Origin of the sequence: Actinoallomurus iriomotensis, from assembly GCF_030269445.1 — a bacterium.
In the GTDB taxonomy this organism is placed as follows: domain Bacteria; phylum Actinomycetota; class Actinomycetes; order Streptosporangiales; family Streptosporangiaceae; genus Actinoallomurus; species Actinoallomurus iriomotensis.
In genome coordinates this window covers 1,080,310-1,095,119 of sequence record NZ_BSTJ01000001.1, presented here as the reverse complement: position 1 = coordinate 1,095,119, position 14,810 = coordinate 1,080,310, and the positions used below count along the sequence as shown (strand labels likewise).

Here is a 14,810-nt window from a genome sequence, read left to right as displayed (position 1 = left end):
CTTCGGCTCAGTGGCCCAGGAAGATGGGGTTGGTGAGGGCGGCCATGGAGCCGTCCGGGTGGCGGACCTCCGCGCGGACGTACGGTGACACGCGTGGTGTCGTCCGCCACGTCGCCGTGCCGGCCGGGCCTTCGAACACCTGGCCTTCGTCGGTGAACAGGCGGATCATGCCCGTCGGCACGCCCTCCGTCCGTACCGACACCTCGACCTGATCGCCCGGCGCGGCGTTCAGGCGCTCGCCGATCCCCGCCGTACGCGAACCCACGGCGGCCGTGAACGACAGGGCGACCGCCGAGGACTCCGCGACGTACAGCCGCCCCGCCTTCACCGCCGACAGGATCGCGTCACGCTCCAGGTCGTCGGCGAGTACGACGTTCTGTGGCAGGCCGATGACCTGGCCCTCCTTGTGGGAGTCGCTGTCGCCGACGGCCGGGATCCAGCGGCGTCCCTCGACCAGCAGGCCGTTCCACATCTGCAGGGCCGCCTCGTCGTCGAGCGTCCACGGACCGTTCCACACCTCGATGGCGTCCACCTGGTCGTAGCCGAACTTCCACTGGCAACCGACGAACGGGCAGAACGGGTGGGCGGCCACCGCCAGCGCGCCGTGCCGGTGGATCTCCTTGAGGAAACGCGGGATCACGCCGTCGACCGCGCGGTACCGCCAGTCGATCCACGTGCCCGGCGGGAGCCCGAGCGCGGTGTAGTGGCCGTTGCGGGTGGTGATCTCCTCGCCGTCGATGATGAGCAGGTCCTCGCGTGCGTGATGACCCCAGATGCCGGCCGCGCTGGAGGTGTTGTGCTCGGTGGAGACGATGAAGTCCAGTCCGGCCGTACGGGCGCCGGCCACGATCTGCTCGGGCAGCCACGCGCCGTCGGAGTGCACCGAGTGCAGGTGCATGTCGCCCCGGTACCAGGCGCGGCCCCGGCCGTTCGCACGCGTCGGTGCGTGGGAGGGCACGAACGCCGGCCCGGGTTCGCCGAACCGCAGCGTCACGGTCACCGTCCAGTTCATGCCCTGGGGCGCGACCGTGTACGGCCCGAGGGTTACGCGCCACTCGCCGGGCCGTACGGGACCGGGCAGGTAGCCGGGGGTGGCGGAGGAACGGCTGATCGTGAACGAGTCGCGCGCCCCGCCGGACCAGCCGCGAAAGCCCGTCTCGTCGAACGCCCCGAGGTCCAGGGCGTTGCCGGGCACGCCGGCGGGCACGGCGGGCCGGTCATAGGTGGAGGAGACCGCGATCGAGCGGACGCCGGGCGGCACCCGTACCGGGACGTACACCCAGTCGGGCGCTCCCGGTTCGAAGCGGCCGGAGATCGTTAGGGTCTGCTCCGCGCCGGCCTCGGCGGCGGCGAAGCGCAGCGGGTCAAGCGTCACGGCCGCGCCCGTGACCCCGGTGACCAGCAGGAACCTTCTCCGGTCCAGTGCGGCGGACATGAGATCTCCCCTCGGCCGACAGGGTCGATCTTGATCGTCCGGCGCGGGGGCGAGAAGGCGGGCGGCCGGGACCGGCCACCCGCCTCAGAGTCCCTAGCGCCGTACGACGGTGGCGTTCATCTCGGTGAGGAAGCCCTCGGTCTCCTCGTCGCCGATGTGCGCGAAGACCGGGACGTTGCTCGGCGGCAGGTCCTCCATGGTCGACTGGAGCAGCTCGTTGGCCAGCTGCGGGTCGGCGCCCTCCTGCACCATGACGTGCAGCATGATCCCCTCGACGCCGCTGGGCATCCGCACGTCGGAGATCCACACCCGCTCGACCGCGGGGAAGTCCTTGAGTCGCGCGGCGATCCCCTCCTGGAGGCTGGGCACCAGCTCGTGCTCGCTCGGCCGGAACGCCACCTCGACGTCCTCGTCCACGCTCATGCCCTGGGCGATCAGGAAGCCCTGCACGTCGCTGAACGGGATGAGGGCCGCGTCCTCGCCCTCGGGGTCGACCACGAGGGCCTCGACGTCGCCCGTACGCGCGATCTCCAGCAGCAACGCGGCGTCAGCCTGCTGAAAAGTCTCGTTCTCGGGCTTTTCTGAGTATTTGTCGGGAGAGGTGAACGCGGCCAGCACCACGCTCTCGTCCTCAAGCTGCCCGACCAGGACCGAGCCGTCGGGGTTGGTCACGATGAGCACCCCGCCGTCGACCAGCGCGCGCAGGATCTCCTCGGGTTCTCCGCGCTGCGTGAGGACGTCGGCCAGCTTCGGGTTTCCATTCGCCATGCGCCCGACACTAGTGCGTACGCGGCACCTCCCGCGGCCGTACGGGCACGGGTTCCGGACACGCCTTTTCCTGGTCGGGCCGACGGCGCCGTCGGCCGCTTGTGGTTACGCGCATTGCGCTCATGGCACCCGCCGCCGGAGAGTCGGTAAGCGATCCCCGTCACAGGGGAAGCACCGTCACAAGGGGGCCCACGTTGAGCAAGCCCGTCGTCCTCGTCGCCGAGGAGCTGTCGCCCGCCGGCATCGCCCTGCTCGAGCCCGGCTTCGAGGTGCGCCGCGCCGACGGCGCCGACCGCGAACAGCTGCTGGCGGCCGTCGCCGACGTCGACGCGATCATCGTACGGAGCGCGAGCCGGATCGACGCGGAGGTGCTCGCGGCGGCACGGCGGCTGCGGGTCGTCGCGCGTGCGGGCGTCGGCCTGGACAACGTCGACGTCGAGGCGGCGACCCAGGCCGGCGTCATGGTCGTCAACGCGCCGACCTCGAACATCGTCACGGCCGCCGAGCACGCGATCGCGCTCCTGCTGGCCACGGCCCGCAACGTCCCGCAGGGGCACGCGGCGCTGAAGCGAGGGGAGTGGCAGCGGTCGCGGTACACCGGTGTCGAGCTGCGGGACAAGACGCTCGGCGTGCTCGGCCTCGGCCGCATCGGCGTGCTCGTCGCCAAGCGGCTCGCCGCCTTCGACATGAACGTCATCGCCTACGACCCGTACATCCAGGCGCCGCGCGCGGCCCAGCTCGGCGTACGGCTCGTGCCGCTGGACGAGCTCCTGCGCGAGAGTGACTTCATCACCGTGCACCTGCCCAAGACCCAGGAGACGCTCGGGCTGATCGGCGACCGGGAGCTGCGGATGGTCAAGCCGTCCGTGCGGATCGTCAACGCCGCGCGCGGCGGCATCGTCGACGAGGACGCCCTGGACCTGGCGCTGAAGGAGAAGCGGGTGGCGGGAGCCGGCATCGACGTGTTCCGCAGCGAGCCGTGCACCGACAGCCCGCTGTTCCACCACGACAACGTCGTGGTCACCCCGCACCTGGGCGCGAGCACGTACGAGGCGCAGGAGCGGGCCGGCACCCAGGTCGCCCGGTCGGTGCTCCTGGCGCTGTCGGGGGAGTTCGTGCCGGACGCGGTCAACGTCCGCGGCGGCGTCGCGGCCGAGGAGGTCAAGCCGGGCCTGCCCCTCACCGAGAAGCTCGGCCGCGTCTTCACCGCGCTCGCGGGCGGCGTGCCGGCGCGGCTGGAGGTGGAGGTGCGCGGCGAGATCGCCCGGCACGACGTGAAGGTGCTGGAGCTGGCCGCGCTCAAGGGCGCGTTCACCGACATCGTCGAGGACTCGGTGACGTACGTGAACGCGCCGCTGCTGTCGCGCGACCGCGGCGTGGAGGTGACGCTCACCGCCGGCGAGGACAGTCCCGACTGGCGGAACCTCATCACGGTGCGCGGCACGATGGCCGACGGCGCGGTCGTCTCGGTGTCCGGCACGCTGACCGGGCCCCGGCACGCCGAACGGCTCGTGGCGGTGAACGGCTACCCGATGGAGATCGCGCCGACCGCGCACATGGGCTTCTTCACCTACACCGACCGGCCCGGCATCGTCGGCGTCGTGGGCCGGCTGCTGGGCGACGCGGGCATCAACATCGCGGGCATGCAGGTCGGCCGGAACGCCAAGGGCGGCAAGGCGCTCATCGCGCTGTCCGTCGACTCGGCGCTCGGCCCGGACCTGACCGAGGCGATCGCGGCCGAGATCGGCGCCGACCAGGGACGACGGGTCGACCTGGACACATAAGCCGTCTACCAGGCATTTCGCGGTCCGCGTCTCACATAGTGGGATTTCTGACCGTGAGTCGAGACATCACCGAGGGCCGCGGGTACCGTGGTAATGGTCATGCGGCGCTCCGTGTTCATCCTTCGCAGCCGCGGCGGGGCCTGATCCTTCGGGTGGGCCGGCGACCCGCCGCGGAGTCAGCCGCTGGCCGAACGTCCCGATCGCTCTCGACATCCACGGAGACGTATCCCATGGACTCGATGTACGTGCTGAAGCCTGCCGAAGACGCCGCCGAAGAGGCCGCCCGCGCGATCCAGATCGCCCTGGACCGCCGCGACAACGGCGGCGCCGCCAGCAAGTGACGACCTGAACGGCGCCCCGCCGGCACGACGCCGGTGGGGCGCCGTTCGTTTCTCGCGGGTGTCCGAAACCGTGCGCATGTTGGCGTTTGCGACGGTCGTCGACCGTCATCCCCGCCGCCAGCATGAGCGGCATGTACGACACAGCGCACGTCATCCCCGCCGCGCGGCGCCCGGCGACGCCCCGCGTGTGGTGGCCGGCCGGGCTCGCCGTCGTGGCGGCCGGCTGGGGAGCCCAGCAGTTCACGCCGCTCCTGCTGATGTACCAGGGCCGCCTGCATCTCACCGCCACCACCGTCCGGGCCGCCTTCGGCCTCTACGTCGCGGGACTGATCCCCGGACTGCTGCTGGGCGGCCCCGTCTCGGACCGGTTCGGCCGCCGGGGCGTCATGGCTCCCGTCCTCGCCCTGTCCGTCCTCGCCACCTCCCTGCTCATGTTGGGCGGGGGAGCGGTCGGCTGGCTGTTCGCCGGTCGCCTGCTCACCGGTGTCGCCGGTGGCGCGGCCTTCAGCTCCGGCGCGGCCTGGATCAAGGAACTGTCCGCTCTCGGACCCTCCGGCGACGCCGCTCACGCCCCCCGGCGGCTGACCGTCACGATGAGCGCCGGTTTCGGGCTCGGCCCGCTGACCGCCGGCGTGCTGGCCCAGTGGGCGCCCGCGCCCACCGTGCTGCCGTACGCGCCGCATCTGGTGCTGACCGTCGCGGCCCTCGCGGCGGTGCTGCGCGCCCCTGAGACGCGGCTGGGCGCCCCGGGCGGGATGCTGCGGGCGTTGCGCCTGCCCGAACTGCGCGAACCCCGGTTCCGGGGCGTGGTGGCGCCGCTCGCGCCGTGGGTGTTCGGCTCCGCGTCCGTGGCGCTGGCCTACCTGCCCGGCGTGGTCCGGCCACGGCTCGGCGGGTACGAGCTCGTCTTCAGCGCCCTGGTCATCCTGCTGACCGCCTTCGCCGGCATCTTCGCGCAGCCGCTGGCGCGCCGGATGGACGGCGCCCCCGTGCGCCTGGTCGCCACCTCGCTGACCCTCGTCGTCGCCGGCCTTCTCGTCGCCGCGCTGGCCGCCGCCGTCGTACGGCCGTGGCTCGTGGTCGTGGCCGCGCTCGTGCTCGGCGCCGGGTACGGCTGCTGCCAGGTCTGCGGTCTGACCGAGGTGCAGCGTCTGGCCCGGCCCGAGCACCTCGCCGGGCTCACCGCGGCGTACCAGGCGGTCTCCTATGTCGGCCTGGTACTGCCGTTCCCGCTCGCCGCGGCCGGACGGCTCGCGTCCCCGGGCGTACTGCTGCTGGTCGTGGCGGGGCTCGCCGCCGTCACGCTGGCGTGGACGGCTCCGCGGGCCCGTCGCGGAACGTCCGCCGGTAGGTGTCGGGCGGTACGCCGATCGCGCGGTTGAAGTGCCGCCGCAGCGTGGCCGCCGTGCCCATGCCGGTGCGGGCGGCGATCCGCTCGACGCTGTCGTCGGTGGTCTCCAGGAGCTCCTGGGCACGGTGGATCCGCTGGGTCAGCAGCCACCGCAGCGGCGTCGTGCCGGTCGCGGCGTTGAAGTGCCGAGCCAGGTTGCGCGTGCTCATGTTCGCCGCGCGGGCGAGGTCCTCGACGGTCAACGGCCGGTCCAGCCGCGCGAGCGCCCACGGGAGCAGGTCGGCGAGCGGACGGCCGGGTCCGCCCGCGGCGACCGGGGCGGGGATGAACTGGGCCTGCCCGCCGGGCCGGTGCGGCGGCACGACCAGGCGCCGGGCCAGGTCGTTGGCGACGGCCACACCGTGGTCGAGCCGGACCAGGTGCAGGCACAGGTCCATCCCGGCGGCCTTGCCGGCGGAGGTGAGGACGTCGCCCTCGTCGACGTAGAGGACGTCCGGGTCGACGGTCACGCGGGGATACCGGGCGGCGAGCCGCCCGGCGTGCAGCCAGTGCGTCGTCGCCCGGCGTCCGTCGAGCAGCCCGGCGGCGGCCAGCACGAACGCCCCCGTGCAGATCGAGACCACCCGTGCGCCCGCCTCGTGCGCCTTCCGTACCGCCGCGACGAGGTCGGCGGGCGGATCCTCGGAGACGTCGCGGCAGGCGGGGACGATCACCGTACGGGCGGCGGCGAGCCCGTCCAGCCCCTGCGGCGCCTCGGCCCGGAACCAGCCGCCGAACCGTACGTCGCCCGGGCCGCAGACGGTGAAGTCGTACCAGCGGTCGGTGATCCCGCGGTCGACGCCGAAGACCTCGCAGACCGCGGCGACCTCGTAGATCGTGATGCCGTCGTGGAGCGCGAGCGCGACCGAGCTCATGTCCGGAAGTGTACGACCGTACTGTTACGGACGGAGCGTTCGATGGTCGAGTCAGTCACCGGTCCCGCAGGTCGGGCAGGGCACCTCGGTGTACCGGACGGGGGAGCGGTCGGCGTCGCAGTCGATCTGGGCGACCGCGCCGGCGCCGAAGCAGTCGGTGCACATGCCGACGCCGGCCACCATGCGGCGTACGGCGAGCTGTCTTCGGGTCGGCGGCAGGCCGCGGACGACGTCGTCGACCTCGTGCTCCTCACAGTCGATGTGGACGTGCCCCGACCCGTGGCACTGCGGACACTCGCCCACCCGCAGCACCTGTGGCGGCCGCCCGTCCAGGGTGACCAGCTCACCGACTTCCAGGCACATGTCGCAGGGGGCCAGCACGCCCCCGAACGGTCCGTCGTCCTTGCTCACGATCGCCGGCCCCACACGTGATCGCGCCCCATGTCGCACCTCCCCGTTCAGCGTCCACAGCGGGGTTTCGCGCGTCAAGCCCCCGGCGGCGTGGCAGGGCGTCACAGTGCGGCGGCTCACGGTGCTTTGGCGAACGCGATACCGAGCGGTGCGGCGTCGAGCGGCTTGGTTCCGGTGCCGCCCACGACCGTGGCGACGACCTGGCCGGAGGCCACGTCGATCACCGAGACGCTGCCGGAGAAGCCGTTGCCGACCCACGCCTGCGTGCCGTCCGGCGTCAGGGCGACCGACTCGGGCAGCTTCCCGACGGCGATCTCACCCGTGATCCTCCGGCTCGCCGTGTCGACCACCGCGACGGTGTTGTCGTTCATCTGCGTCACGTAGGCCCGGGAGCCGTCGGGCGTCACGTCGACCGCCCACGGCTGGTCCCCGGCCGTGATCCGCTGCCGCGTCCGGCCGGTGTCCGCGTCGATCACCGCCACCTTCCCGGCGAGCGGCTCCGTCACGTACAGGGTCCGGCCGGCCGGATCGACGGCGACGCCCCGCGGTCCCGCGTCGTCGCGGAAGGCGTCGATCACTCGATCCTTCTTCACGTCGATGACGGAGATGCGATCGTCGCAGGTCACGTACGCACGGGCGCCGTCCCGGCTGAACACGACCTGCCGGGGCGCCGTTCCCACCCGGATCCGGTGGGTGACCGTGTCGGTCGCGGTGTCGATCACGGCGACCGTGTCGGCGCCGCCCGGCCCGCTGTCACCGCCGGTCACGGCCACGTACGCCTTCGTGCCGTCGGGGGAGACCGCGACGTCCTTCGGGTACGGGCCGACGTGGACGGTCCGCTCGGCATGGCTGACGGCGTCGACGGCGAGCACGTCGTACTGGCCGGTGTTCGCGACGTAGAGCTTCTTGCCGTCCGGTGTCGCGGCCACGCCCTGGGCGGCGTCGGTCTTGATGTCCGTGGCCAGGATCGTGTGGGAGGCGACGTCGACGGTGGACACGTTGTATCCGCCGGCCAGCGCGACGTACGCCAGGTAGCCGGCGGTGGCGCGCCTGGCCCCCGGCGATGACGGCGCGTCCCACTTGGGCCCGCCGGGAGCGCTGTTCGTCGGGCTCGGCCTCGCCTGCGGAGACGATGACCCGGTCAGCCCGAGGGCGGCACTCGCCGGCACGGCCAGCATGACGAGGCCCGCCGCGCCCGCTGCCGCGAGGAGCCGCCGCCGTGAGATCTGCTTCAGCACGGTCGAAAGTCCCTTCTCGTCTGCCGGTTCAGCCCCGCGGCCGTGGCCGCGGGCCCTTCTCCTGCCGTGGCGGCGTCTGGACGCCGCCGGGGAACTGCGGCGAGGGCAGGGTCGCGATCTCCTCGACCGCCTGCCTCAGCCGCCGCTTCGTGTGCGGCAGCCGCGGCGGGCGAGCGTGGGTCGCCATGCCGAGCGCCGAGGTCAGGTCGCCGAACGCGGACCGGCGCCACGCGCTCAGGTTCGGGATCCGCACTCCGGTGAGCCGTTCGAGGAAGCGCAGCGTGGAGGTGTGGTCGAACGCCTCGCGGGCGACCCACCCGCCGACGGTCCATGGCGACACGATCACGCACGGCACCCGGAAGCCGCCGCCGATGGGCAGCCCCTGCACGAACTCGTCCGGTGTGCCCGGCGGCGGCACCGGAGGCGGGACGTGGTCGAACAACCCGTCGTTCTCGTCGTAGTTGAGGATGAAGACCGTCTTGCGCCACACGTCCGGGTTGGACGCGATGGCGTCGATCTTGCTGGCCACGAAGTCCGCCCCGGCCGCAGGCGTGTAGTCGGGATGCTCGGACTGGTAACTCGTCGGGATGATCCACGAGACCGCCGGCAGCCGGTCGTGCGCCGCGTCGTATTCGAACTGCCCGGCCGAATAGGTGCGCAACCCATTGCGGAAGAGCGGGGACTGCGCGCCGGCGTTCTGGAATGAGGCGAAGTACTCCAGCACATTACAGCCGTAGTTGTCCACCTCCTGGTAGACCTTCCAGTCGATGCCCGCCTCGGTGAGCGCCTCCGGATAGGTCTTCCATTGGTAGGGGACCGGGTCCTTGTTGCTGGTGACCGGACCGCCCATGGTGCCGCCCGGGTCGATGGTCCCGCTCATCAGGTAGAGCCGGTTCGGCCAGGTCGGTCCCATCTGTGAACAGAAATAGTTGTCGCAGATGGTGAACGACTCGGCGAGAGCGAACTGAAAGGGGATGTCCTCGCGGGTGTAGTACCCCATGACATAGGGGCCGTTGGCGCCGTCGGCCGCCCGGTGTGCGGGCAGCCACCGGTCCATCTTCCCGTTGTTCCACGCCTGGTGCTGCACCGCCCACGCGTGGCTGGTCGACGGGATCGCCTGGGCGCTGGTCCTGCGGGTGTCCAGGTGAAAGGGAAGCAGGTAGCCGGCGGGGTTCTCGACGTCGGGCTGGTAGAAGACCGACCTGCCGGTGTCCAGCGTGAGCGCGTCCGGATCGGAGAAGCCGCGAACGCCGGGAAGGGTCCCGAAGTAGTGGTCGAACGAGCGATTCTCCTGCATGAGAATCACGACATGCTCGATGTCGTGGAGTTTTCCGCTCACGTGTGCGGGCGTTTCGGCGACGGCGCGTCGTACGTTGGGCGGCAGGAATTCCGCCGCGAATGCCGCCGCGGCCGTGGCGCCCGCCGCACTGAACAGGCGACGACGGGTCAAATCAGGCATCTAACACGCTCCCGGCCCGCGGGCGCCCGGAAAATACCATGCGAAATGGCATTGCGGAAGCCCGGCTTGACAGGATGAGTCAACTGGCAGTGATGATCATCTGCCGGGACATTAAGGTGTTAAAGAGCTCGAAGAATAGGGTTATGGCCGGACCCGGACAGGCATGGGGTAATGCGGTCCGGGTGGGTTGACGAGCGGGAAGGCGCGCCTCAGAGCGCCGCGACGGCGAGGGCGATGGCGCCGATGAGCGGGGCGTCGTCGAGGAACCGCGCCGCCTCGACCGGAGGCGGGAACGGCACCGCCCGTTCCACCGCGCTCTGGATCGCGGGCAGGAAGGCGTTCGCCATGCCCCCGCCGACGACGACGCGCTCGGGGTCGAGGAAGGTGGCCAGGTTGGCGACGGTCATGCCGAGCGTGGCGGCGGCGTCGTCCAGGAGGCTCGCGATGGCGGGCTCGTCCCGGCCGGCGGCCAGGTCGACGGCGGTCACCGAGCGGCGCAGGAGCGTCGTGCCGCGCGCGGCCAGGCCGCTGCCGGACGTGTACTCCTCCAGCGGAGCGTGGCCGTGGGCGTACCCCGGCTCGCCCGGTTCCCGCAGCAGGTAGCCGATCTCGCCCGCCGCGCCGTGCATGCCGGGCACGACGCGGCCCCCGACGATGAGGGCCGCGCCGGTGCCGGTGCCGAGGTTGACGTACAGGCCGACGTCGGTGCCCTGGAGCGCGCCCCAGTCCAGTTCGGCGGTGGCGGCCGCGTTGACGTCGTTCTCGATCTCCAGTGCGGTCACGCCGAGCCCCTCGCGCAGGATCGCGGGCAGCGGCAGGTCGTCCCAGCCGATCACGTTGGGCGCCAGGTGCACCCGCCCGTCCCGTACGACGCCGAAGGTGGAGATCCCGGCCGCCCGGAGACGGCCGGGTGTCGCGTCGCCCAGCCGGTGTGCGGCGTCGAGCGTGCGCCGCAGCACCTCCTCCGCGCCGTCCGCGGCGCGGGTCTCGATGCGGGTGTACCGCAGCCGTTCACCGGTCGTCGTGGCGGTGGCAAGGGCGATCTTGGTGCCGCCGAAGTCGATGCCGAGGACGAAACCGGCCTGTTCATCATGCTTCATGGACCGCCTCCTCGGCGTTCGGCAGGAACGACTCCTTGATCTCCTTGGGGCCGAACGGCCAGGTCCGCTCGGCGCGGGCCCAGATCAGGAAGGCCACGACACCGGCCGCGAGCCATGCGATGGACAGCAGGATCGGCTTGGTGCCCGCCGACTTGTAGATGTAGAGCCAGCCGACCAGCGCGACGATGCTGGGCAGCGGGTAGAGCCACATCTTGTACGGCCGGGGCAGGGTCGGCTGCCGCCGGCGCAGCACGGTCAGGGCGACGACCTGGGCCACCGACTGGATGAGCACGAACACCGCGGTGAGCATGCTGATCACGTCGGTCAGCGTGAAGAGGCTGCCGACCGCCGTGATGATCCCCATCGCGAACAGTCCGGCGGTCGGGAAGTTCAGGCGCGGGTGCAGCCGTCCGAACCAGGACAGGAACACCTTGTCGCGCGCCGCGTTGTAGGGCACCCGCGAGCCGCCGAGCAGGCCGGCGAACACGGAGGCGAAGGCGGTGACGATGATCCCGACCGTGAAGATCTGCGCGGCGCCCTTGCCCCACGCCGTCTCCAGCACCAGCGAGGCCACGGAGCTGGAGTGCTGGGCCTGCTGCCACGGAACGACGCCGAGCACGCCCACCTGGAGCAGGAAGTACAGCCCCATGATCCCGAGGATGGAGATGACGATCGCGCGCGGGATCACCCGCCCCGGGTTCTTCACCTCGGCGCCGAGGTAGGCGGCCGTGTTGTAGCCGAGGTAGTCGTAGATGGCGAGGACCAGGCCCGCGCCCAGGCCGGTGAAGAACTTCGAGCCGCCGTTCTCGGGGAAGGTGAAGGCCAGGTGCGGGCTGAAGTGCGTGAAGGCGGCGAAGATCACGCCGAGCACGGAGACGAGCATGACCACGAAGAAGAACGAGGTCAGCTTGCCGATGTCGCCGATGCGCCGGTACAGCGCGATGACCACGAGCACGACGACGCCGAGGGCGACCAGGTGGCCCTTGGCGGACAGGCCGCCGCCGTGGACGAGCGAGGGCCACAGGTATCCCGCGTACTGCACGAGACCGATGACGCCGGTGGACATGATCAGCGGAATGAACAGCACCGCCGACCAGACGAACAGGAAGGGCATGAGCCGCCCGGTGCGGTACTGGAAGGCCTCGCGGAGGTAGAGGTAGGTGCCGCCCGCGCCCGGCATGGCCGCGCCGAGCTCGGCCCAGACCAGCCCGTCGACGATCGCGATGAGGGCGCCGACGACCCAGCCGAACATCGCCTGGGGCCCCTGCATCGTGCTGATCATGAGGGGGATGGTGACGAACGGTCCCACGCCGCACATCTGTGTCATGTTGACGGTCGTCGCCTGGAACAGCCCGAGGCGCCGCTCGAACGACGGCGCGGTGGGACTCGCCATGGATGCTCTCCGTTCACCGGGGGTCGCCATACCCAGGGAAGATGTCTCCCCTCAAGGTAAGGGAGACTTCCTAACAAAGAAACCGCATCGGGGCCGCCCAAGGCGGACCGTTACGTGATATGCCAGCTTGTGCAGATCGGCGTCGGAGGGGACACGTGTCGACGGGGACTGGTGGGACGGGGAACGTCAATCCCACCGCGAACACCACGAGTGTGTTGCGGATCATGAACGAGCGGGCCGTGTACGACCGGATCCGCGTGCTCGGCCCGGTGTCGCGACCCCAGCTCGCCGCCGCGACCGGCCTGTCCAAGCCGACGATCTCCCTGGCCCTGGCCGACCTGGAGCGCGCCGGGCTCGTGCTCTCCGTGGGCCATCGCACCGGAAACGCCGGACGCGCCGCGGCGCTCTACGAGATCCGCCCCGAGGCCGGCTGGGTCATCGGACTCGACGTCGGCCGCGAGTGGATCCGCGCCGCGCTCGTCGACCTGAGCGGAGAGATCGCCGTACGCGAGGACGTCCCGGCGCGCGCCGGCGGCGCCACCGCGCTGATCGACCGGCTCGGCCGCATCGTCGACGACCTCGCCGCGGCGGCCGACGGCGAGATCACCAACATCGTGCTCGGCACACCCGGCGTGCACGACGCCGACCACCGCCGTCTCCTGCTCGCGCCGAACCTGCCCGGCTGGGACCGCCCCGGCGTCATCGGGCGGCTGGCGGAGCGGCTGCCGGCGCCGATCGCGATCGAGAACGACATCGCGCTGGCCGCCCTGGGGGAGCAGGGGTACGGCCTCGGCGCCGGGCTGCGGCACTTCGTCTACGTGTCGATCGGCACCGGCATCGGCATGGGGATCATCGTGGACGGCGAGCTGTACCGGGGTGCCCGCGGCGCGGCCGGGGAGATCGCGTTCCTGCCGATGGGCGAGGCCGACCCGCTCGCGCACGCCCCCGGCACCCGCCGGCACGGCATGCTCGAGTCGGTCGCCTCCGGCCCCGGCGTCGTCGCGACGGCCCAGCGGCTCGGCATGTCCGGACGGATCACCGCCAAGCGGGTCTTCGACGAGGCGCGCGACGGCGACGAGGTCGCCGTGAACGCGGTCGTGCACGAGGCCGACCACGTCGCCCACGCCCTGGCCGGGGTCGTGGCACTGCTCGATCCGGAACTGATCGTGCTGGGCGGCGGCATCGGCGGACACGGCGCGGACGTTCTGCTCGGCGCGGTCCGCGAGCGGCTGGAGGCGATGACGCCGCTGGGCCCGCCGCGGATCGAGGTGTCGCCCCTGGGCGATGACGCGGTCGTGCTGGGCGCCCTGGCGACCGGCCTGGCCACGGCCCGAGCCCTCGTCTTCGACCGGGCCATCGCCGGCGACCGGTCCGCTTAGGGCCCTTAGTGTCGGTTCATGGTGTGAGACGAGTGTTCAGGCACTGAGACGCTCCGCTAAGGTACCTCCATGGCTTCTCGCAGCATCAGGCTCGCCGTGGTCCCAGGTGACGGCATCGGCCCCGAGGTCGTGGCCGAGGGCCTCAAGGTCCTCGACGCGCTCGGCCTCACGATCGAGCAGACGGTGTACGAACTCGGCGCCGCCTACTGGCACAAGACCGGTGAGGTGCTGCCGGACGCGACGCTCGAGGAGATTCGCGGCCACGACGCGATCCTGCTGGGCGCGGTCGGCGACCCGAGCGTGCCGAGCGGCGTCCTGGAGCGCGGCCTGCTGCTCAAGCTGCGATTCGAGCTCGACCACTACATCAACCTGCGTCCCGTGCGGCTCTACCCGGGCGTCGGCACGCCGCTGGCCGGCGTCCGGCCCGAGGACATCGACATGATGGTCGTGCGCGAGGGCACCGAGGGCCTGTACGCGGGCGCCGGCGGCGTCCTCCGCAAGGGCACCCCGCAGGAGATCGCGACCCAGGAGAGCATCAACACCGCCTTCGGCGTCGAGCGGACCGTCCGGTACGCGTTCGAGCTCGCGGCCCGCCGCCCGCGCAAGAAGCTCACCCTCGTCCACAAGAACAACGTCCTGGTCTATGCGGGCGACCTGTGGTCGCGTACGGTCGATGCCGTGGCCAAGGAGTTCACCGACATCGACGTCGACTACTGCCACGTCGACGCCGCGACCATGTACTTCGTGAGCCAGCCGGCACGTTTCGACGTCATCGTCACCGACAACCTCTTCGGCGACATCATCACCGACCTGGGCGCGGCGGTGGCCGGCGGCATCGGCCTGGCCGCCAGCGGCAACCTCAACCCCTCCGGCGCCGCGCCGAGCATGTTCGAGCCGGTGCACGGGAGCGCGCCCGACATCGCCGGGCAGGGCAAGGCCGACCCGACCGCCACGATCCTGTCCGTCGCGCTGCTGCTCGACCACCTCGGCCTGGCCGACGAGGCCCGCCGGGTGGAGCAGGCCGTCGCCGACGACATCATCGAGCGGCAGGGTGCCTGGGCCGCGCGTTCGACCCGCGAGGCCGGCGACGACATCGCCGAGCGAGTAGCCGGCTAGGGCGCGCCTTCCTTTCGGACATCTCCGGGCGCGCCCCACGGCGCGCCCTTTTAGCGCTGCCGTGACGAAGGAGATAGTAGGACGTCAAAATAAGAAAAGATGGGCAAGGGCGGCACGGGGC

At 71.6% G+C, this 14,810-nt stretch carries 12 protein-coding genes; 4 read left to right on the top strand and 8 right to left on the bottom strand.

The genetic code is table 11. From position 1 onward, the window contains the following. Nucleotides 1-7 precede the first annotated feature (7 nt). Complete coding sequence (locus tag QSK37_RS05210) at nt 8-1,435, bottom strand: CehA/McbA family metallohydrolase (RefSeq protein WP_285617917.1); 1,428 nt, start codon at nt 1,433-1,435, stop codon at nt 8-10. A gap of 93 nt (nt 1,436-1,528) precedes the next feature. Next, nucleotides 1,529-2,203 carry an SseB family protein gene (locus QSK37_RS05205; protein WP_285617916.1) on the bottom strand — a complete coding sequence of 225 codons (675 nt, stop codon included), beginning with the start codon at nt 2,201-2,203 and terminating at the stop codon, nt 1,529-1,531. Between the two features lie 194 nt (nt 2,204-2,397). On the opposite strand from QSK37_RS05205, the gene serA reads away from it, so the two are divergent. Both serA and QSK37_RS05195 read left to right on the top strand, forming a co-directional pair. After that, nucleotides 2,398-3,987, top strand: coding sequence for a phosphoglycerate dehydrogenase (gene serA / locus QSK37_RS05200; protein ID WP_285617915.1), 1,590 nt, complete (start codon nt 2,398-2,400; stop codon nt 3,985-3,987). Nucleotides 3,988-4,459: 472 nt separating this feature from the next. After that, nucleotides 4,460-5,710, top strand: a complete 1,251-nt coding sequence (locus QSK37_RS05195; RefSeq protein WP_285617914.1) for an MFS transporter — start codon at nt 4,460-4,462, stop codon at nt 5,708-5,710. Here QSK37_RS05195 and QSK37_RS05190 read toward each other — a convergent pair. The 6 genes from QSK37_RS05190 to QSK37_RS05165 form a co-directional block, all read right to left on the bottom strand. Then, complete coding sequence (locus QSK37_RS05190; protein ID WP_285617913.1) at nt 5,628-6,593, bottom strand: helix-turn-helix domain-containing protein; 966 nt, start codon at nt 6,591-6,593, stop codon at nt 5,628-5,630. The genes QSK37_RS05195 and QSK37_RS05190 overlap by 83 nt on opposite strands. Nucleotides 6,594-6,644: 51 nt before the next feature. Next, entirely contained in the window at nt 6,645-7,004 is a 360-nt protein-coding gene (locus QSK37_RS05185; RefSeq protein ID WP_285617912.1) for a hypothetical protein, read from the bottom strand. Nucleotides 7,005-7,120: 116 nt separating this feature from the next. Continuing rightward, nucleotides 7,121-8,242 carry a YncE family protein gene (locus QSK37_RS05180; RefSeq protein ID WP_285617911.1) on the bottom strand — a complete coding sequence of 374 codons (1,122 nt, stop codon included), beginning with the start codon at nt 8,240-8,242 and terminating at the stop codon, nt 7,121-7,123. A gap of 28 nt (nt 8,243-8,270) precedes the next feature. Continuing rightward, entirely contained in the window at nt 8,271-9,701 is a 1,431-nt protein-coding gene (locus QSK37_RS05175; protein ID WP_285617910.1) for an alkaline phosphatase family protein, read from the bottom strand. A gap of 209 nt (nt 9,702-9,910) precedes the next feature. Then, a complete protein-coding gene (locus QSK37_RS05170; protein WP_285617908.1) occupies nt 9,911-10,801 on the bottom strand; it encodes an ROK family protein in 891 nt (296 codons plus the stop codon). Continuing rightward, nucleotides 10,791-12,194: an APC family permease gene (locus QSK37_RS05165; protein ID WP_285617907.1), complete on the bottom strand. Its 1,404-nt coding sequence runs from the start codon at nt 12,192-12,194 to the stop codon at nt 10,791-10,793. Before QSK37_RS05165 ends, QSK37_RS05170 begins: the two co-directional genes overlap by 11 nt. 224 nt (nt 12,195-12,418) lie before the next feature. On the opposite strand from QSK37_RS05165, the gene QSK37_RS05160 reads away from it, so the two are divergent. Beyond that, nucleotides 12,419-13,573, top strand: coding sequence for an ROK family transcriptional regulator (locus tag QSK37_RS05160; RefSeq protein ID WP_285617906.1), 1,155 nt, complete (start codon nt 12,419-12,421; stop codon nt 13,571-13,573). 69 nt (nt 13,574-13,642) lie between these two features. Then, nucleotides 13,643-14,689 (top strand): 3-isopropylmalate dehydrogenase, encoded by a 1,047-nt coding sequence (locus QSK37_RS05155; protein WP_285617905.1) that lies wholly within the window; start codon nt 13,643-13,645, stop codon nt 14,687-14,689. Nucleotides 14,690-14,810 lie beyond the last annotated feature (121 nt).